Here is a 20714-nt window from a genome sequence, read left to right as displayed (position 1 = left end):
AGGACGGTCATGTACGACGAACGTTTTCCCGGCCTGCGCCGCCGCGGTTTCCTCGCCGCCACAGGCGCCCTCTCGCTCGGCGCGCTCGCACTCACCGCGTGCGGCGGCTCCGGCCGCGAGGGCTCCGACGCCGAGGGCGACGGCACGCCGAAGAGGGGCGGGCGGCTGCGCGCCGCGTTCGCGGGCGGCGGCGCCGGCGAGACGCTCGATCCGCACATGGCCAACCTCTTCGCCGACGCCGCCCGAGCCAAGGCTCAGTACGACAAGCTCGCCGACTACGGCGCCGACCTCTCCGCCCAGCCCCGCCTCGCGGAGAAGTGGGAGTCGAACAAGACCCTGGACCGATGGCAGGTCACCCTGCGCAAGGCGACCTTCCACGACGGCAAGCCGGTCAGCGCCGCCGACGTCCTCTACAGCTACCGCCGCATCGCCGACCCGAAGCAGGCGTTCCGCGCCAGAGCGTCCCTGGACCCCATCGACCTCGACGCCAGCCGCGCCACCGGCGAGCAGGGCATCGAGTTCGTCCTCAAGCGGCCCATCGCCGAATTCCCCAATGTGCTGGCCGCGTTCGGCGCGTACATCGTCCCGGAGAACGCGGGTGAGTCAGGCGACTTCGACAAGAAGCCGATCGGCTCCGGACCCTTCCGGTTCGTCTCCTTCGCCCCCGGCCGCTCCGCCGTATTCCGCCGCTACGACGACTACTGGGAGGGTGCCCCGCACCTCGACGAGCTCGAGTTCGTCGTCGCGAACGAGGAGTCGGCCCGCGTCAACGCGCTCCTCGGCGGACAGGTCGAGTACGCCCACGAACTCAACCCCACCACCGCCCGCGCCCACGAGGGCAAGGGGCAGATCGAGATCGTGCGGCTCCGGGGCAGCGCCATGCAGGGCTTCGCGATGAAGACCGACCGGGCCCCTTTCGACGACAAGCGCGTACGCGAGGCGTTCTTCCTCATCGCCGACCGCAAGGAACTCGTCGGCGGTGCCCTGTCCGGCGCGGGCGTGATCGGCAACGACCTGTTCGGCAAGGGCTACGAGTACTACGCCGACGGCCTCCCCCAGCGCGAACAGGACCTCGACAAGGCCCGCGCCCTGCTCAAGCAGGCCGGCGCCGAGAACCTGAAGGTCACCCTCGACACCTCGACCGTCGCCGCCGGGTTCACCGAGGCCGCCGGCATCTTCCGCGACCAGGCCAGGAAGGCGGGCGTCACCGTCGACGTGAAGATGGGCAGCAAGGACTCCTACTGGGCCGACATCCTCGACAACGGCACCCTGTCCTGCTACCGCTCCGGCGCCCTGCCCATCGAGGCCCACATCTCCCAGCGCCTGCTCACCGACTCCACCACCAACGCCACCAAGTGGAGACACAAGGACTTCGACGCGCTCTACCAGCAGGCCCAGTCCACCCGTGACAAGACCGAACGGGCAGCCGTCTACGAGCGGATGCAGCGCCGGCTGTACACCGAGGGCGGCTTCCTCATCTGGGGCTTCGCCGACTGGATTCTCGGAACAGCGAAGACAGTGAAGGGAGTTGAGGCCAAGGCCCCCGCCAACACGCTCGACTGGGCCCGCTTCGACAAGGTCTGGCTGGCGTGAGCCGACTGCGCTCCTTCGTCGCCCGGCGGCTGCTCCTCGGCGTCGCACAGACCGTGGCCGTCGTGCTGCTGGTCTTCGCGCTCACCGAGGCGCTGCCGGGCGACGCCGCCGTCGCCCTGGCCGGCGACCAGCCCGACCCCGCCCGGATCGCCGCCATCCGTGAGGCCATGCACCTCGACAGGCCCGCCTACGAACGGTTCGCCGACTGGGCGACGGGCCTGTCGCACGGCGACTTCGGCACTTCCCTGACCTCCGGCCGCCCGGTCGGCCAGTACATCTCCGCCGGTTTCGGCCCGACGCTCCTGCTGGCCACGCTCACCGTGGCCCTGCTCGTCCCGATCGGCTTCGGCCTCGGCGTGCTCGCCGCCCGGCGCGTTGGACGCCTCACCGACCGGCTGATCAGCTCGGTCACGCTCGCCGTGTACGCGGTGCCCGAGTTCGCCCTCGGCGTGCTGCTGGTGACGGTCCTCGCACTCAGGCTGGGCTGGCTGCCGCCGACCGCCGTCGGCTACGGCACCGATTTGCTCGGCCACCCGGCCGCGCTCGTCCTGCCCGTGCTGGTCCTGCTCTCCCGCCCGGTCTGTTCCCTGTCCCGACTGGTACGGGCCGGCATGATCGACGCGCTCGCCTCCCCTTACGTCGCCCAGGCCCGCCGCTACGGCATCTCCGGCACCCGGATCCGCTACGGCCACGCTCTTCCCAACGCCCTCGCCCCCGCCGCCCAGCACCTCGCCCGCACCATCGACTGGCTGTTGTGCGGTGTCATCGTCGTGGAGGCGCTCTACGTGATCCCGGGGCTCGGCACCGTCCTGCTGAACGCCGTCGCGGAACGCGACGTGCCGGTGGTCCAGGGTCTCGCCGTGGTGTTCGGCGTGCTGACCGTCGTGCTGAACCTGGGCGCGGATCTCGTCGCCCACCGACTCGCACCCCGGGCGGGGGTAGCCGCATGACGAAGCCGAAGAGACTCCGCACGACCCGCTTCGCCCTCGGTGTGACGGTCGTCGCCATACCCCTCGTGCTCGCCCTGCTGGGCCCGCTGTTCGCCGGCGAACCAGGGCCGCGGACGGTGTCCTTCACGGTCGGCGACGGCCACTGGCTCGGCACCGACTTCGTGGGTCGGGACGTAGGACAGCAGGTGCTGCACGGCGGCCGGCCCGTCGTGCTGACCGCTCTCGCCGCCACCGCCCTGGCGTATCTCGTCGCGCTCCCCGTCGGCCTGGCCGGCGCGCTCACGCATCGCCGCCGGCTGGAGGAGCTGCTGATGCGTCCCCTGGACGTCCTGCTCGCCGTCCCGTCGCTGCTGCTGATCCTGCTGGCCGCCACCGTGTTCTCGCCCGGCCCCGTCGGTCTGGCCCTGCTGGTGGCACTGGCGAACGTGCCCGACGCGGCCCGGCTCGTACGCGCCGCCGCCGCGGAGGCCGCCGCCCGCCCCGCGGTCGAGGCGTTGCGCATGCAGGGCGAGACCTGGTGGCGCATGGCCGTCGGCTACGTCGGCCGTTCCATGCTGCGCACCCTGGCCGCCGACGCCGGAACCCGGCTGACCGGGGTGCTGTACCTGGTCGCCACGGCCGCGTTCCTCGGCGTCGGGGTCGCCCCGGACGCCGCCGACTGGGCGGTCATGGTCGACCGCAACCGCACCGGTCTGTTCGTCCAGCCGTGGGCCGTGATCGTGCCCACCCTGCTGATCGTCGCCCTGACGACGGGCACCAACCTCCTCTTCGACGCCGCGTTGGACAGGGGCGAGAGACAAGGCGCAGCCCGCACGACCGAGTTCGGGGGCTCGGGCGAAGGTGTTCGGAGCCGGACAGAGAAGGAGAAGGAAGCGCGTCCGTGAAACACGAGAGAGAGGCCACTGTGCGTCCCGTGGCCGAGGTCCGCGACCTGCGCGTCGAGGTCGGCGGCAGGGCGATCGTCGACGGAGTGAGCCTCAAGGCCGTCCCCGGCAGGGTCACCGCCCTGGTCGGCGCCTCGGGCAGTGGCAAGACCACCACCGGCCTCGCCTTGCTCGGCGAGTACCCGGCCGGCGCCCACGTCACCGGCGACGTACGCAGGGCGGTCGACGGTCTGGTCGGCTACATCCCCCAGCACCCGGCCGCGGTCCTCAACCCCGCCCGCCGTATCTCCGCCCTCCTGACGGACATCGCCCGCGCCCAGGTACGCCACCTGCCCCGCGGCCGACGCCGGACGGCGGCCCGCGAACGCGTCCTGCGCGCCCTCACCGAGGCCCAACTCCCAGACCCAGACACCCTGTTGCACCGATACCCGCACCAGCTCTCCGGCGGCCAGCAGCAACGCGTCGTCCTCGCCCAGGCACTGCTGCTCGGCGCCCGGGTCATCGTCGCCGACGAGCCCACCACCGGTCAGGACGCCCTGACCAAGAGCCGTATCGTCGACGAGTTGGCGGCTGTCGCGGCACGTGGCATCGCCGTCGTGCTGCTCAGCCACGACCTCGACGTCGTACGGGCACTCGCCGACCAGGTGATCGTCATGCGGGCGGGCCGGGTCGTGGAGTCGGGCCCGGCACAAGGTCTGTTGCTCGCGCCTCAGCACGATTGGACCCGCGAACTGCTTTCTGGGCGACCGGAGTTCACGGAACCGGAATGCAATACCGGCACCGGCCTCCCCGTCCTGCGGATACGTGGCCTGACCGCACACCACCGCAACACCACACGCGGCACGACCGAGGTACTGCGCCTGAACGAACTCGACCTGCGCGCGGGAGAGACTCTGGCCGTCGTCGGCCGCTCCGGCAGCGGCAAGACCACCCTCGCCCGCTGCCTGGCCGGACTCCACCGCGACCACGCCGGGAAGATCCTCCTCGACGGCACACCACTGCCGCGCAGCCTGCGCGACCGCGGCCGTGCACAACTGGCGGCCGTGCAGTACGTCTTCCAGGACGCGCGCGCCGCCTTCGACGAACACCGTCCCGTCCTGCACCAGATCGCCCGCACCGCGATACGGCTGCGCGGGACAGAGACCTCCGCCGCGACACAGGAAGCCCTGGCCGCACTGACTGCCCTCGGCCTCCCCGAGGATCTCGTCCGCCGACGCCCCGGGCAGCTCTCCGGCGGCGAACTCCAGCGCGCGGCCCTCGCCCGCGCCCTGCTCGCCCGACCCCGCGTCCTCATCTGCGACGAGATCACCTCCGGCCTCGACCCGATCACCCGCCGGGACGTCCTCAGCATCCTCACCACCATGCTCCACGACCGCGACGACCTGTCCCTCGTCCTGATCACCCACGATCTGGACACCGCGGCCCTGGCCGACCGCATTGCCGTCCTGGACGCCGGCGAACTCGTCGAACAGGGACCGGCCCAACGAGTCCTCACCGCACCGAGTCACCCGTTCACGCTGTCGCTCACAGAAACAACGACACGGCTGGGAGCGGGAACGGGCACCTGACCGTCACCCCTGTGGACGATCACGTCACTGGGCTCTGACGAAGATCTTGCGACGATCAGGGCGCTCGAAAAGGTGGGGCGCCCGGGGACACTGGTTGCCATGGCCGTCACCCGGCAGCTTGCCCGAGTCTCTGCGGAGGATCTCGCCGCCTGCCGGACAGCCCTTGGGCTGCCGCGGCAGGGAGGAGCGGCAGTCGCTGGCCGTTCCAAGGTGTTGGGGTCGGGTGCGGGAGAGCACGGGTGAGCAGTCAGAGCAAGTCCTCGTCGTGGCTGGGGGCGTTCGTGGCCGCCCTGCGCGGGATCGACGCGCAGGACGGCCCGCCCAACCCCCGGGGCGGTATCTGTGGCCGCGGACGAGGCGGAGGCGCCGGAGGAAGCGGATGGCCTGACAGCATGGCTGCCAGCAGATCCAACGGGCCTTGGAGGCTGCCGACGACGAACGGGCCGGGTCCGTCCGGTCGCAGGCGTCGTCCTCACCCCAATACCGGGGCCAGGAAGACGCCTTCTCGCTGTCCCGGGCATGGTCCCGCTCCCAGCGAGACAAAGCCGCTGAGCAGCACCTGGCCGGTGACGCGACCGGCACGCGTGCAATCATCCTGTTTCGCCGAGACGACAAGGAGAAGTGATGGCTGGCGTAACGGTGACGGTCTGTCTGCCGGCCGAGGCTGCGGACGATGTCGAAGGGTCGCTTACGAAGGCCCTTGCGCCCTTCGACTCCGATTCGGGGAACAACCCTGTCGATCGTGGCATGTGGGACTCCCGCCGCATTCGCGGCGGGAGCAACGGCATGGGTTTCGCCGTCGCCCCCGGGCACGAAGACGATCCCCGGCTCATCCATGATGACCCTGCATTCGACGGCACACCCCGTCCCAGCGCTCCAGGCGTCTGCGCCGGAGGACCGCGCGCCCTGCTCGATTTCTCCCAGCCGCATCTTGCTTCCGAGCGTGCCGCTGCCGCGTCGTGGGATCTGTGGCACAGCCTGTCCGCCGTGCACCCTGCTGCTGTTCCCCTCACGGACTTCGTGGACCGCTGGCGGAACGATCCCGCCGCATTTCCCGGTGACGGGTACTCGGACGCGATGTTCTCCGCCTACCGGGCCCAACCGCTGATCCAGGCGTACCTCGACCACCCCTTCAGCCTCGGCCTGGGCTTCCTGCACTTCCTTGGCGACAGCGATCCTTCGGAGCACCCCGTCATCGGCTACGAGGGAACCCGTGCCGAGTACATCCGACATCTCACGTCGACAAGAACAGCGAACACGGATGTACTCACGCTGGATGGCTGGTGGCTGGAGGTGTTCGAGCACGGCATGGAGGCCGTCCACGCCTTCTGTGAGCCTGCGCTGTGTCCGCACGACTCTCCGCTGCCAGCCGTATGGCCGGGCAGCGAGGCGTACCTCGCGAACCTGCCCGGCGACACGATCCTCGTCCGGGTCCACGGTCACTGCTGACGTGACCCATGGGGCCGGCCGTGCAGAGGCATCAGGCGCGACACGGATCGTGGTCCACACCTGGTCCACACGCGACGATCCATACCGCGACAACGCCGCGTCAAGGTGAGACAGCCCGACGCAGAAGGGGTGCCCCTCAATGAGAGGCACCCCTTCTGAACAGCATATCTATGACCTGCGGAGTGGGCGGGATCCGGGCCCACCAAAACGGTGTCACGCTCTCGCGGTCTTCGGACCGTTGCCGCTTGCCCTTTGGGGCACCGGTAGCTGACTGCCCGGATGGCCCTGGCGCTCCTGAATCGAGCACGTGCACGTTCGAGACTTGACCTCGTTGCTGACGGGGGATGGGCTATGCCGGCTCAGGAACGAGAGATCGAGAACGAAGCAGAGCGTCACTTCGCGCGGCGCGCGGAGACGGACACCGCCGCGACTGAACTCGCGGGGCGGCCGGCGCCGCGTTCGGCCGCTCTGAGCCCGTCGATGGCTCGAGGCCTGCAGTCCGCCGCGGGTAACCGGGCCGTGGCCGGGTTGATCGCCCAGCGCCGCAACGATCAGGCGCGCGGGCCGAGGCCTGCCGGTCACGCGTCGACCGGCGGTTCGGCGGCTACCGGTTCCACGCAAGCGGGGCCCGCTACGGCAGCCGGGCCCGCGAGCACTGTCGGTCCTGTGGCCGCCACCGGCCCCGTCGACGCTGCTGGGCCCGCGGTCGTCGCCGAGCCCGCGGACATGAATGGTCCTGCAGGCGCCGATTCAGTGAACGTCGCCAGGTCTGCGGACGCCGCCGGGCCGGTGGGTGCTGCTGGTTCTGCGGCCGGTGTCTGGCCTACAAGTCCTGCGGCCGTTGTCGGGAACGCGCGTGTCGCCGGGGCCGGGGCCGGAACTGCGGCCGGGGTGCAGCGGCTTGCCGAGGGGCAACGTGACGGCACCAAGCTCGCAACGCTCAAGTCCGACATCCGCAACAAGCAGAAGACCATGTCCGCCCACAAACCGCCGGCGACCGCCGCGCAGGCCGCTCAGGCTGCCGCGAAGCCGCCGCAGGACGACAAGCAGGCGCAGGGCAAGGCGGCCAACGCGGAGAAGATGAACGCGGCGAAGCCGGGTGGGTTCGACAAGGCCGCGTTCGTCAAGGCCGTCAACGATGCCATTGCCGCGCAGGCGCCGAAGAATCTGGACGAGGCCGACAACTTCAGCGGGTCCGGCAAGGCCGACGCGGTCAAGGGGCAGGTGCAGGGTCAGGTCGCCGACGGCAAGAAGCAGTCGGCCGGGCAGATCGAGACCACGACCAAGGCCCCGCCGGACACGTCGGCCGCCAAGGAGAAGCCGGTCACGCCGTTGCAGCCGGGGCAGCCGGCCGCGACCCCTGCCACGCCGGACCCGGCGAACGCCGTGCCCGACAAGGCGCCCGCGAGCGCCACGGATTTCTCGGCCGGGCCGCGGCAGGTCGACCAGCAGATGACGGACGCGCAGGTCACCGACGAGCAGCTGGCCAAGTCGAACGAGCCGGAGTTCACCGGGGCGCTCAACGACAAGAAGGCCGGCGAGCAGCATGCCGCAACCGCGCCCGCCCAGGCACGCGGGAAGGAGGCGCAGACCCTGGCCGCGGCCAAGGAGCATGCCGTGCAGCAGGGCGGCGCCGCGATGCAGACGATGGCCGCCGCCAACAAGGGCGCCACCGCGGCCGTGACCCAGGGCCAGCACGGCGCGCAGGGCAGCGACGAGGCGAAGCGGGCGCAGGTCACCGGGATCCTGCAGAAGGTGTTCGACGCGACCCAGAAGGACGTCGAGCAGATCCTCGACGGGCTCGACAAGAAGGTCGACGACGCGTTCACCGCCGGGGAGAAGAAGGTCCGGGACGCGTTCACCGCCGACCACGAGCGGCGCATGGACGCGTACAAGGACAAGCGTTATTCGGGGTTGATCGGCAAAGGTCGCTGGATCAAGGACAAGTTCGCCGGGCTGCCCGAGGAGGCCAACCAGATCTTCGTGGTCGCGCGGCAGAGTTATGTCGCGGGCATGCAACAGGTCATCTCCAACGTGGCGGACCTGATCGGCGGGGAACTGACCCGGGCCAAGCAGCGGATCGCGACCGGGCGGGACCAGCTCAAGGCCGAGGTCGCCAAGCTGCCGGCGGATCTGCAGGCGATCGGGAAGAAGGCGGCCGGGGAGTTCTCGGGCAAGTTCGACGAGCTGACCGAGTCGGTGGACGCCAAGGGCAACGAACTCGTCGACACCCTGGCCTCGAAGTACAACGACGCGCTCAAATCGGTGGACGCCGAGATCGAGGCCGAGAAAGAGAAGAACAAGGGCCTGATCGCCAAGGCGATGGACGCGGTCGGCGGCGTGATCAAGACGATCCTGCAGCTCAAGGACCTGCTGCTGGGGATCCTGGCCAAGGCCGCGGCCGCGGTGATGGCGATCCTCAAGGACCCGATCGGGTTCCTCAGCCATCTGGTGTCGGCGCTGGGCGCCGGGCTGGGCAACTTCATGAACAACATCGGCGCGCATCTGCAGAAGGGGCTGATCGGCTGGCTGCTCGGCTCGATGAGCGGTGCCGGGCTGCAGTTGCCGGCGAAGTTCGACCTGCGCGGGATCCTCGGCATGATCGCCTCGCTGCTCGGCCTGACCTGGAACGCGATCCGCGGCCGGATCGTGAGGAAGGGCATTCCCGAGCAGGCCATGTCGGCGGTCGAGGCCGGGGTGCCGCTGGTCGGCAAGCTGCAGAACGAGGGCGTCGCCGGGGTCACCGAGGAGATCAAGGAACAGGTCGGCGACCTCAAGTCCAACCTGCTCGGCAAGATCAGCCGGTACCTGATCCCGACCGTGCTCGTCGCGGGCATCACCTGGATCATCTCGCTGCTGAACCCGGCCTCGGCGTTCGTCAAGGCCGTCAAGATGATCATCGACATCGTCACGTTCATCATCGACCGCGGCGCGCAGATCGTCGAGTTCGTCAACTCCGTCCTCGACGCGATCATCGCCATCGCCGGGGGCGGCGCGGGCGGCGTACCGGCACTGATCGAGAAGGCGCTCGCCGCGAGCATCCCGGTGCTGATCGGCGCGCTCGCGGCGATCCTCGGGATCGGCGGCATCGCCGACAAGATCAAGAAGTTCTTCACCGCCCTGTCGAAACCGGTGATGAAGGCCGTCGACTGGGTCGTCGCCAGGATCGTCAAGCTGGGCAAGCAGATCTGGGCAAAACTCAAGTCCAAGCTCAAGGGCGACAAGGGCAAGGCCGGGCCGGACCCAAAGCGGCCGGGCGAAGGCCACACCCTGAAACCGGACTGGGAAACCGTCAACTTCTCCGCGGACGGGCACGCGCATCGGCTCTTCGTCGCGGCCTCCGGCGGCAAGGCGACGCTCATGGTCGCCAGCACGGAACAGCCGGTCGTGAGCTTTCTCCACCGCGTCATCGCCGACGAGAAGACCACTCCCGAGGTCAAGCAGAAGGCTCAGGCCGCGCTCCAGCTGGCGACAACCGCCGGTGGTCAGGCGAACGAGATCGCGAAGCTTGCGGTGCACGTCCCTAAGCAGGGGGAAGAGGCGGCCAAGCAGAAGATGACCAAGGAACAGGCGGAGCTCTCCGGCGAACAGAAACAGCTTGCCGACCTGCTCAAGGAGATCTTCGAACAGAAGAACTCCATCGAGCCCTGGCTCGGCAAGCCCGTCGCCGATGTACCGAAGGGACTGCTCGGCTACGACGTGCGGCCGGACAGCGGAACGTTCCTGTTCGGCGAGAGCTACTCGTTCCTGCAGATCCAACGCGCAGGCGGGTTCGGATCGGCCGACGAGCGCAGCTTCCCGATGGTGCACGTCGACCCGGCCGAGCTGGTGCGGAGCGGAGCGGGCATCCTGCGGGCCGACATGGAGGTGATCAAGGCGTATCGCGCCGCAATCGCCACCCACCGGGACAAGCTGAAACACGACGAAGCGCCGGATCTCGAGGGTAACCCCGACGGCCTCGCGAACCAGCTCGAGAACGGCGCGAACAAGCAGCGGCCCTTCAACATGGGCATCCGCAAGCAGATGGAAGCCATCGTGAACTTCCTTCACAAGGGTGGAGATCTCACCGGCGTCGAGGTGAAGGTCGGGAAGAAGCGCGTCGACTACACGGCCCGGATGAGCATCGACGGCCGGGCGCAACACGTCATGATCGAGTACAAGCACGTGACCGGCACGCTCAGCACCGAACGCCGGGCCGAGTTGGTGACCAAATTGACGGCCCAGCTCACCGGTCAAATAGAAGGCGGTCGTGGAAAATACACCACGCACATCATCGACTGGCCTGAGTTCAGCAACCTCGACACACGTTCACAGGCAGAGTTCCGAGACGTCATCGAGGACGCCAAGGAGGTGGGTGCGACGATGGGCATCGACGTGAGATGGAGCGGGTGATGGCCATGGATGATTCGTACGCGGCGGGCAGCGAGCTGGTCCTTCAGGTGGAGGCGTCCGACGAGACCGAGAGCACCGTGCTGCGCAGAGCCGTTGCCGCGCTGGGCCAGTTCGCCGGCGAAGGCTTTCAGCCGAAAGGTGCCCGCAGCACGCGCTTCCTCAACGGGGAGGGAGAGGCCATGACGGTCGCCCTCAGGCATCCTGCTCACTCGGCACTGAACTCCTGGGTTCATGTGAGTCTCGGCGATTTCGAGCCGGATGGCGTCGGCACGATCTTCTTGACGGTCCACCTGGACGAGCCGGGGAACGTTCTCAAGCAGGAATGGGAGATGGCTGTCGCCCTGACATCACAGCTCGTGGGAGGCCTCAGCCCGAGCCTGGCGCATCTGACGGCGTGGCACCTCGACGGGTACGGGGAGATCTATCCGTCCAAGCGCCTTCGGCCCGGCTCCAACCTGCCGGAAGAGTTCGGACCGTGGACCTATGTCTTCGGCAAGGGGCTCACCGACCAGGTGCGCGATCGACTCGCGGCCCTGCCTGCGTACGCTTCCCAGGCGCTCGGGGACGGCTGGCTGGTGAGGGCCGTCGAGGATCCCGGTGACGAGCCGACCGAACAGTTCCGGGACGCGCTGAAGGCGCTGGACACCGAACCGATCGCCTACCGAGCGGCTCGTCTCGCCGCCGCTTGATCGGTCAGAGCTGCGGCAGGAGCCGGTCGAGGCCGGACCGGGAGGTCTCGAACCCGGACGCCGGTCGCGTGCCGGATCGCGGTGACACCCGTCCCAGCGGGATGCCGTAGCCCTCGACCGGCGTGGAGCGTTTCAGGCCCTGTTTGCCGCGATCAACCGGAGAGCGATCGGCGCACTCACCCCCGCCCGGGGCTTTGGTGATGCTGCCATCGACGGACAGGTCCTCCAACAGGAGCCCGAGCCGGGCGGCGAGCACGGTCGGCCCGCTGGCCCGGACCAGGGACGACACGTCCAACTGGTGGGCGATGTCCAGATGGTCGGTGGGTTCGCCGAGGACGAGCACCCTGGGCTGCCGGGCGAGCGCGCGGGCGACGAGAACGCCCTTCTCTCCGCCGGACAGCGCGAGGAACCCCCGCTCGGCGATTCGGCGACGCCGGTGCGGTCCATGGCCTCGGCGCAGATCTCGTCGTCCTACGCGAACGTACGACCTCGGTGCGGCAGCCGTCCCATGGCGACCACCTCGGCGACGGTGAAGTCGGACTCGGCCGACGACTCCTGCGGCAGCGCCGCCGGCACCCGCGCGACGGCCGGAGCGCCTTGGCGTGCACGTCGCCCCCTAGGCGCACGGCGCCCGCCGCCGGTCGCAGCGCCCGGAGCCCGATGCGCCCGTACGGCCCGTACCGCCCCGTACCCTTCGTGGTGTCCACGGCGTCACATAGCGGGCGCCAAACCACTGGAGGCAACACCCCGTGCTGATTGCTCAGCGTCCGTCCCTGACCGAAGAAGTCGTCGACGAGTTCCGCTCCCGGTTCGTGATCGAGCCGCTGGAGCCGGGTTTCGGCTACACCCTCGGCAACTCCCTGCGCCGTACGCTCCTCTCCTCCATCCCGGGTGCGGCGGTCACGTCCATCCGGATCGACGGCATCCTGCACGAGTTCACCACCGTGCCGGGCGTCAAGGAGGACGTCACCGATCTGATCCTGAACATCAAGCAGCTGGTCGTGAGCAGTGAGCAGGACGAACCGGTCGTGATGTACCTGCGCATGCAGGGTCCGGGTCAGGTCACCGCCGCCGACATCGCGCCTCCGGCCGGTGTCGAGGTCCACAACCCCGACCTCGTCCTCGCCACGCTCAACGGCAAGGGCAAGCTGGAGATGGAGCTGACCGTCGAGCGCGGTCGCGGCTATGTCTCCGCCGTGCAGAACAAGCAGGTGGGCCAGGAGATCGGGCGTATTCCGGTCGACTCCATCTACTCGCCGGTGCTCAAGGTCACGTACAAGGTCGAGGCGACCCGTGTCGAGCAGCGCACCGACTTCGACAAGCTGATCGTCGACGTCGAGACCAAGCAGGCGATGCGTCCGCGTGACGCCATGGCCTCCGCCGGCAAGACGCTGGTCGAGCTGTTCGGGCTCGCCCGCGAGCTCAACATCGACGCCGAGGGCATCGACATGGGCCCGTCCCCCACGGACACCGCCCTCGCCGCCGATCTCGCCCTGCCGATCGAGGAGCTCGAGCTCACCGTCCGGTCGTACAACTGCCTCAAGCGCGAGGGTGTCCACTCCGTGGGTGAGCTGTTGGCGCGTTCCGAGGCCGACCTCCTGGACATCCGCAACTTCGGTGCGAAGTCCATCGACGAGGTCAAGGAAAAGCTCGCCGGCATGGGCCTCGGTCTCAAGGACAGCCCGCCCGGATTCAACCCGACCGCCGCTGCCGACGCCTTCGGCGCCGACGGCGTGGACGGGGGTTTCGTGGAGACCGAGCAGTACTGAACGCCGGGCCGCACCGGCCTTGGAGACTCTTCGCGGACAGGGACACGAAAACCGCCACCGTGTTCCCTGCCCCGAGGAAGACCTCGGCCGGGTCCGCGCCCGCGCGCCGTCCCCGGCGAAGGCAGCCGGCGACAAGGCGCAAACTTCGGCGCATCACGTACGACCCGCTGCTCGGCCACCCGCGGTCACCGGATTCGGGCCCGGCGTGCCGTCAAGGAGGATCAGCGGTGGCATGAGCGGCATGAGCGGCATGAGTGGGCCTACCGGCAAGTACTCGATCACCATGCCGCGCGACATCGCCGAGGCCGCCAAGGCCCGCAGTGGCCCCTCCGGACTATCCGCCCACGTCGCCGCAGCCGTCGCCCGCCAGATCGAGCGGGACAAACCTCAACGAGATCATCCAGGTCGCCGAGGCCGAGCACGGGCCCGTGACGGACGAGGAGATCCAGGCGCTGCGCGACCAGCTCCACCAGGCCCGTCGGCAACAGACGGGCGGGGCGAGCGCCGCGTGACCCGATCCCCCGCCGCGCCCGGGGGCACGCTGGTCCTGGACAGCCAGGGGCTGGCCAAGGCCGTCCTGCGCGACCGCACGGTCACCGGCTGGCTCGCCCTGGCCCGCGCCGACGACCTGCGTGTCATCACCTCCGCAGCCACCCTCGTCGAGGTGATCCGCCCCGGATCAACCGCCCGGCCCTGGAGTGGCCCCTGTCCCGGCTGGTCATCGAGCCGGTCACCGAGCCCATCGCCCGCCACGCCGCCGCACTCCTTGCGGACGCCGGCCTGCACGGCCACAAGCGCGCCCTCGACGCCGTGCTCGGGGCCACCGCCCTCACCGCCCCCGGCCCCGTGACAATCCTGACCTCCGATCCGGAGAACCTCACAGCGCTGTGCGGTGGGCACGCCACCATCATCAATATCTGATCCTGCCGTGGCGGCCAGGGCATCGCTCGAGCCGCTCCGCGCTTGGGCTGATGGCGCTCGCGAGGGCGGTGGGCCTGCGGCCGCTCCGCGGTCGGTCGCTACGGTGTTCCGAGCCGGCAAAGATCAGCGATTATTGTGTTGCCAGGGGACGCCTGGTACGACTGTGGCGCGCCACTGCCGTCACATGTTCGATTCTGCGGGGGTTCATGTGGTCGCCACGGCCTTCACGTCTTCGCCGCGGCGACGCCCGGGTGCTCCGCGCCCCGTTCGGCGGCTTCCCGTCGTCGCCAGGCGGGCCGCCCAGCACGGACTGGTGCTGGCCGCTGTCGCGTTGACCGTGTTGCTGTGTGCGACGGCGCTGGCCGCGCTCACGGCGCTGGCGGGGAGTTCGGTGCAGGCCGGGGCCGTACGGCGGCTGGCTGCCGACGTCGACGCGCAGGTGAGCGTCAACGCGTCCTTCCGGGCCGAGGGGATGGCCGCCGCCGATCGGGATGTGCGGGACGCCGGTGAGCGGGTGTTCGCCGGGGTGCCGCAGCGGACCTATGTGGGGCTGCTGGGCACGTCGCCGGTCTCGGTGACGGGGATCGACGGGGTCATGGGCCCGCCACGCGGCCCGGGGGGCAGCGGGCTGCACCCGGTCGCGGTGCAGGACGGGGGCAGGTTCGGGCAGTTGATCGCCGGGCGGTGGCCCGCCGGCACGGCCGACGCCCCGGCCCGCGCGTTCACCTCGCTGCCCGATGTCCGGGTGGCCACCGGTTCCACCGCCCCGGTCGACACGGCGGTGCCCGACACGCTGGCCAAGCGCCTGGACGTCACGGCCGGTTCCACCCTTCAGGTGCAGGACGCCTTCAGCCGCTCCATGACCCTGCGGATCACCGGCGTCTTCCGGGCGACCGGCGCCGTCGGGTTCTGGCCGGCGATGGCCGGCGACCTGACCCAGGGGGAGGCCGCCAGCCAGGACCTGCTGGTGGTCTCGGCGTCGGCTCTCAACGGCAGCGCCGTCCTGAACGGGCATCTGACGGCCCACTGGAGTGTGCAGCCCGACCTCTCCCGTCTCGACGCCGGCAGCCTCGCCGCGCTGCGCGACCGACTGCGTGCCTTCGCCGGCAGCCAGAGCCGCGTGTCGGTGTTCCAGGGGCGGCCACCGTCGCTGGACGACCTGAGGGTGGCCTCCGGTCTGCCGGGCGCGATCGACGACCTGACGGTGCCGATGGTCGCGGCCCGGTCCTCCCTCTACCTGCCGAGCGTGATGCTGGCGGTCCTCGCCCTGGCCACCCTGGTGCTGGCCGCTCGTCAGTTGACCGTGCGGCGCAGCGGTGAGCTGGCCCTCCAACGGGCCAGAGGAGCCGGCACCCTGCGGTTGCTGCGCGGAGCGGCGGCCGAGTGGGCGCTCACCGGCGTCCCGGCCGCCGTCGCCGCGCCCTTCCTGGCCGGGCTGCTGCACCCCGGCAGCCGGGGCGACGGCGCGTGGGCTGCGGTGGGTCTGACCCTGCTGGTGCACGCCGCAGCGGTGCTGCTGCCCGTGCTGCCGTCGACGCCGTCGCGGCCGGCGCGCGGCGCACGGGCCGCCGCCGCGCAGCGCCTGGGCGCCGACCTGGCGCTGCTGGCCGTCGCGGCCCTGGGGTATCTGGAGCTGCGGCGGCACCGCTCGCTGATCGCAGACGTGGGCGCCGGCAGCGCGTCCGCGGACCCGGTGCTGGTCCTGGTGCCGGCCCTGGTGGCCGGCGCCGCCGCGCTCCTGCTGCTCCGGCTGCTGCCGCTGACCTCCCTGCTGCTGGACGCGTTCGGCCGGCGCAGCCGGGGCCTGGTCCTCGCGCTGGCCGGCTGGCAGTTGAGCCGGCGGGCCGCCCGCAACGCGGGACCGGTGGTGCTGATGTGCCTGGCCATGGCGGTGAGCGCCTTCGCCACCACCGCGCTGGCCTGCCTGGGCGGCCTGGCGTCCGAGGAGGCCGCGTTCACCGTCGGCGCGGACGTACGGATCTCCCCGTCCGCGGACGACGGCTACCCCTCCTCCGTGCTGGGCGCCGCCTATCGCGCGCTGCCGGCGGTGACCGCCGTGGCACCGGTGACGCAGGCGACGGTGAACCTGCCCGGCGGCGCCACCGAAGGCCTGGTCGGCACGATCGGCGGGCCCGCTCCGCGCACCCCCTCACCGGTCGTCCCCGGGATACCGCTTCCCGGGCGTCCGACCGCGCTGCTGCTGGACGAGCGGCTGCGCAGCGACGGCAGCCACGCGGCGCCGATCCTGGAACTGACCGTGCAGGACGCGTCCGGCCTCGTCAGTGCCGTGGCGGCCCCGTTACCCCCCGCCGACGGAGCGAGGCACACCGTCGTGGTCCCGCTCGACGTGCCGCTGAGCGGCGGCCACCCGCGGACGTATCCGCTGACGGTGACCGCCGTCAACGTGCTGCCGCAGCCGAACGTGCGTCCCGCGCGGCTGGATCTGGAACTGATCCGGGTCGGCGCGCGCGGCGCCACGGACGCCTGGGTCACCCGGCTGCCCGGCGGGCAGGTCTGGGCCGACGGCACGGACCACGCCGCCGACTCCACCGCGGGGGCGTGCAGCGGAAAGCCGGCCGACGGCTACCGTTTCGGCACCCCCGGGGTGTGCTCGATCGTTCCCGGCGGCTCCGAGGTGCTCCGGACCACCGTCAGTACGGGTATCCGGGCCTCCGAGTCCGCCGAGTCGGCCGAAGACGCCTTCGGCGGACTGGCCGACAGCGACTACGACACCCTGCCCGGCAGCCAGGTGCGACTCGTGGCGGGCCCGGCCGGCAAGCCGGCACCGCTTCCGGTGCGCGCCGACGCCTCGACGCTGCGCGACGCGCGCCTGAGCGTGGGCAGCACCACCACACTCGGTCTGGGCGGCGGCCGGGTCACCGCCCGGATCGTGGGCCTGGTCGACTCGCTGCCCGGACTGGGCCGCGGGCAGGGGCATCTGATCGCCGATCAGCGCCGACTCGCCGCCGCCATGACGCAGGCCGGTATCGACCAGCAGGATCCCGCGTTCTGGTGGCTCAGCAGCACCGACAGCGCGCGCACGGCCGCCGCCGCCGAGGCGCAGCCCGCGCTGGGCCGTGTCACCACCACGGCGCGCACCGCCGCGTCTTTGCAGGCCGACCCGTTCCGCAGCGGGCTGCGCCGGGTGCTGGAACTGGTCCGGTACCTGGCCCCCGGTTTCGCGGTCATCGCCTTCACCGTGCACGCGGTGGTCTCCACCCGGCAGCGCCGCAGGGAGTTCGCCCTGCTGCGGGCGATCGGCGTCCGCTCCCAGAGCCTGTCCGCGCTGCTGGGCGCCGAGCAACTGAGTCTGGCGCTGTTCGCGGTGGTCCCGGGGGCGTTGATGGGCATGGCCCTGGCATCGGCGGTGCTGCCGCTGGTCACCGTCGACGACAGCGGACAGGCCCCCTATCCGCCGCTGCCGCTGGTCATACCCTGGGGCACCGTGGCGCTGACCGCGGTGGCGACCGCCGTGGCCATCAGCGCGGTCGTGCTGGCGCTGGCCCGGCTGCTGGCCCGGGTGGACCTGGTACGCGTACTGCGAGCGGGGGAAGACCGTTGAGCCGGACGGCCGGACACGACCGGGGAGCGCGGACGGTGACCCGACCCGTGGGCACGGGCACGGCGGTGACGCGGCGGCTGATACGCAAGGAGGCCCGCGGCGACCTGCCGCTGCTGGCCTGCCTGGCGGTGCTGGTCCTGGTGGTGACGGCGCTGTGCGCCTGGGCCCCCGCCCTCGCGGGCCGCCAGGAGGACCGGGCACTGCGTCAGCGCGTCGACGCCGCTCAGGCCGAGGCGCCCCTGATCAGCCTGAGCACCACGGCGTCGGTCTTCAACACCTCGCCGCCCGCCGTGGACATGGCCGCGCTGCTCGGTGCCGGCCGCACCCTCACCGAGCAGCTCAGCGGCCCCGCCGCGCGGCAGCTGACCTTCGCCGGCGGCGGCAGCTACGACTACAACCCGGCGTCCCTGATCTCACCGCAGCCACCGCAGCCACCGGGGCCGGCGATCACCAGCACCCAGCTGACGGTCAGCCATCTGCCGTCCGCGCGGGCCCATCTGCACTACGTCAGCGGCCGCGCGCCGGCCGACCGCACGCCGCCCGGCACCGCGCCCCAGATCGGGTTGTCGCAGGCCACCGCACAGGCGCTGGGCGTCCGGGCCGGCAGCCGGCTGGCCCTCGAGTTCACCAGGACGCCCGGGGCACAGAACGCACCGCCGCGCGCGGAGCTGCTGGTGAGCGGGGTCTACCGCGCCACGGCCGACGACTTCTGGACCGGCCGGGAGACGCTCGACCAGCCGTCGCGCTACCCGGCGGAGCGCTCCGCCGGCACGGTGCTCGCCGTCCGCGGCCTCGTCGGGGTCGACGCCGCCGACCTGCTGGCCGGCGCCGGGGTGGGCGGCCCGCGGGTGACCTGGCAGTTGCGCGCCGACCTGTCCGGGGCGGCGCTCGACCGGGCCCGCGCACTGACCGGGCCGCTGTCCCACTACAGCGCGGACCTGAGTGCAGCCCTGTGCCGGGACAGCGACTGGGTCACCGGCGACACCAGCTGCCGTGTCGGCGGCCAGGCCACCCAGTCCCTGCTGGTGACCGACTCCCTGACGCCGCTGCTCGCCGCGTTCACCGCTCAGGACCAGCAGGCCCGGGCGCTGGCGACGTACGCCGTCGACGCGCTGGCCGCGGTCGCGCTGGCCACGGTCGCCGTCGCCGTACGACTGCTGCTGCGTCGAAGGCGGGCGCACCTGCGGTTGCAGCGCGCGCGGGGCGCGTCCACCGCGCGGTTGGTGCTGCTGCGCTGCGCCGTGGCCTGGCCGGTGGTCCTGATCGCCGCCCCGCTCGGCTGGGCGGCCGGGCGGATCGTCGCTCCCACCGGCACGTCCGGATCGCCGCAACCGGTGCCCGCCGCCCTCGCTGCCGCGGTGGCGATGCTGACGGTGCCGCTGATGACCTGGCTCGCGGTCCGCGAGCCGCGCAGGCCCGGCCGGCTGCGGCGCTCGCGCCGGAACACCGCCGCCGGCCGGCGCGTGGTCCTGGAGCTGACGGTGCTGCTCGCGGCCGCGGCGGGCGTGGTCGCGCTGCGCTCGCAGGGCCCCGACGGGATTCTGGGCGCGGTGCCGGTGCTGGTGGCGCTGGCCGTCGTGCTGCTCCTGCTGCGGATCTACCCGCTCGTGCTGCGCCTGGTGCTGCGGCAGACCCGGCGCGGCCGGGGAGCGGTGGGCTTCATCGGGGCAGCCCGGGCCGCCCACGACGCCCCCGCGACCGGGCTGGCCCTGTTCGTCCTGGTCCTGACCCTGGGCACGGCCGTGTTCGGCGGCCTCGTGCAACGTACGATCGGCGACGGCCTGGCCACGGGTGCGGCCTGGACCACCGGGGCCGACGCGAGCGCGACCGTGGCCGGGACCGTAGCCCCCGCCGGGGCCGTAGCCTCCTCGGGTACCGCGGCCGCCGCACCGGGGGACGGCACCGCCACCACCGGAATACGGACCGCCCTCCAGCATCTGCACACCCTCGACCTGGTGGGACAGGCCGACGGCGCGGTGATCTCCCAGGTCGCCGTGATCACCGTCGATCCTCGGCAACTGGCCGCCATCGCACCGAAGTCGCCGCTGGCCGACGCCCTGCTGTCCGGGCCGGCCACCCCGCCGGGAACCCGGGCGGACGCGAACGCCCCGCTGCCGTCCTTCCTCTCGCCCGACCTGCGGGCGACAGAGCGCACCGGCGGCTTCACCGCCACCGTCGTGGCCCAGGGACGGCCGTCGGTGAACCTGGACTTCAAGCCGGTCGGCACCCTCACCGCCGCGGAACTGCGCGACCCTCTCCTCGGGCCGGTCACGGCGCAGATCGCCGCCGGGACGCCGATGCTGATCACCACCGCCGCCGCCGAGCACCTGATGCCCCAGCAGCCCTCGGGAAGCACCGTCCTGCTCCTCAAGGCCGACGGTCCCGCCGCCGCCGATGCCGCGGCACTGCGGTCGGCGGCGGCCGAGGCGCTCGGGCCGCTGGCCCGGATCCGCGTCCGCTCCGAGACGCTGAGCACTCTGCGCACGGACGGCCTGACGCAGGGCCTCGGCACGATCTACACCGTCGGCTCGATCCTGGCCGCGCTGTCCGGTCTGCTCGCGCTCGCCCTGGAACTGACCCTCACCTCCCACGAGCGCAGGCGCACCACCTCGTTCCTGCGCACGCTCGGACTCGGCGGCAAGGAGGCCGGGGCGGTGCACTTCCTGCAACTGCTGCCGCTGGCGGTGGCATCGGCGGTGGGCGGCACGCTGCTCGGGCTGCTCGAACCGCGGCTCATGGCGGGGACGCTGGACCTGCGGCAGTTCACCGGCGGCCCGGCCCAACCGGCGCTGCGGACCGACTACTCGCTGACCCTCGCCCTCGTCGTCGGCGTGACCGCGCTGATCCTGGTCGCCGCGGCCGCCGAGACCGTCCTCGCCCGCCGGAGCGGCCTGGGGGCCGAACTGCGCCGCATGTGAACGGCCGCGCGCGCGAGGC

10 protein-coding genes and 4 pseudogenes are annotated in these 20714 nt (G+C 71.5%); 12 read left to right on the top strand and 2 right to left on the bottom strand.

From position 1 onward, the window contains the following. Positions 1-9 precede the first annotated feature (9 nt). From AB0J04_RS12605 to AB0J04_RS12575, 7 genes are all read left to right on the top strand, one after another. Positions 10-1593, top strand: coding sequence for an ABC transporter substrate-binding protein (locus AB0J04_RS12605; RefSeq protein WP_363168347.1), 1584 nt, complete (start codon positions 10-12; stop codon positions 1591-1593). Beyond that, positions 1590-2543, top strand: coding sequence for an ABC transporter permease (locus AB0J04_RS12600; RefSeq protein ID WP_363168346.1), 954 nt, complete (start codon positions 1590-1592; stop codon positions 2541-2543). The genes AB0J04_RS12605 and AB0J04_RS12600 overlap by 4 nt, the downstream gene beginning before the upstream one ends. Beyond that, on the top strand, positions 2540-3427 hold the full coding sequence (locus tag AB0J04_RS12595; protein WP_363168344.1) for an ABC transporter permease subunit: 888 nt from the start codon (positions 2540-2542) through the stop codon (positions 3425-3427). Before AB0J04_RS12600 ends, AB0J04_RS12595 begins: the two co-directional genes overlap by 4 nt. Next, positions 3424-4995: an ATP-binding cassette domain-containing protein gene (locus AB0J04_RS12590; RefSeq protein WP_363168343.1), complete on the top strand. Its 1572-nt coding sequence runs from the start codon at positions 3424-3426 to the stop codon at positions 4993-4995. The genes AB0J04_RS12595 and AB0J04_RS12590 overlap by 4 nt, the downstream gene beginning before the upstream one ends. Positions 4996-5634: 639 nt before the next feature. Further along, the gene (locus AB0J04_RS12585) at positions 5635-6444 is read left to right on the top strand and encodes a hypothetical protein (protein ID WP_363168342.1); all 810 of its coding nucleotides are present in this window, start codon (positions 5635-5637) and stop codon (positions 6442-6444) included. Positions 6445-6795: 351 nt separating this feature from the next. Further along, positions 6796-10836, top strand: coding sequence for an HPC2 multi-domain protein (locus AB0J04_RS12580; RefSeq protein WP_363168341.1), 4041 nt, complete (start codon positions 6796-6798; stop codon positions 10834-10836). Further along, entirely contained in the window at positions 10836-11525 is a 690-nt protein-coding gene (locus AB0J04_RS12575) for a hypothetical protein (RefSeq protein ID WP_363168340.1), read from the top strand. Before AB0J04_RS12580 ends, AB0J04_RS12575 begins: the two co-directional genes overlap by 1 nt. An 85-nt stretch (positions 11526-11610) precedes the next feature. On the opposite strand, the pseudogene AB0J04_RS12570 reads toward AB0J04_RS12575, so the two are convergent. Then, a pseudogene (locus AB0J04_RS12570) lies at positions 11611-11766 on the bottom strand (IS5/IS1182 family transposase); the annotation flags it as partial. A 3-nt stretch (positions 11767-11769) separates the two neighbouring features. Further along, positions 11770-12178: pseudogene (locus tag AB0J04_RS12565) on the bottom strand (ABC transporter ATP-binding protein); the annotation flags it as partial. A gap of 96 nt (positions 12179-12274) precedes the next feature. Here AB0J04_RS12565 and AB0J04_RS12560 point away from each other — a divergent pair. The 5 genes and pseudogenes from AB0J04_RS12560 (at position 12275) to AB0J04_RS12540 (ending at position 20695) form a co-directional block, all read left to right on the top strand. Further along, positions 12275-13294: a DNA-directed RNA polymerase subunit alpha gene (locus AB0J04_RS12560; protein WP_363168338.1), complete on the top strand. Its 1020-nt coding sequence runs from the start codon at positions 12275-12277 to the stop codon at positions 13292-13294. Positions 13295-13544: 250 nt separating this feature from the next. Next, positions 13545-13806: pseudogene (locus AB0J04_RS12555) on the top strand (CopG family transcriptional regulator). Further along, positions 13803-14215: pseudogene (locus AB0J04_RS12550) on the top strand (PIN domain-containing protein). The pseudogenes AB0J04_RS12555 and AB0J04_RS12550 overlap by 4 nt, the downstream one beginning before the upstream one ends. A gap of 313 nt (positions 14216-14528) precedes the next feature. Beyond that, the gene (locus AB0J04_RS12545) at positions 14529-17777 is read left to right on the top strand and encodes an ABC transporter permease (protein ID WP_363168337.1); all 3249 of its coding nucleotides are present in this window, start codon (positions 14529-14531) and stop codon (positions 17775-17777) included. 35 nt (positions 17778-17812) lie between these two features. Then, positions 17813-20695 carry a hypothetical protein gene (locus AB0J04_RS12540; protein ID WP_363168336.1) on the top strand — a complete coding sequence of 961 codons (2883 nt, stop codon included), beginning with the start codon at positions 17813-17815 and terminating at the stop codon, positions 20693-20695. Positions 20696-20714: the final 19 nt, after the last annotated feature.

Origin of the sequence: Streptomyces sp. NPDC050263 (assembly GCF_040655955.1) — a bacterium.
Classification (GTDB): domain Bacteria; phylum Actinomycetota; class Actinomycetes; order Streptomycetales; family Streptomycetaceae; genus Streptomyces.
The sequence above is the reverse complement of the archived record's forward strand: the minus strand, read 5'-3'. Positions and strand labels throughout refer to the sequence as shown.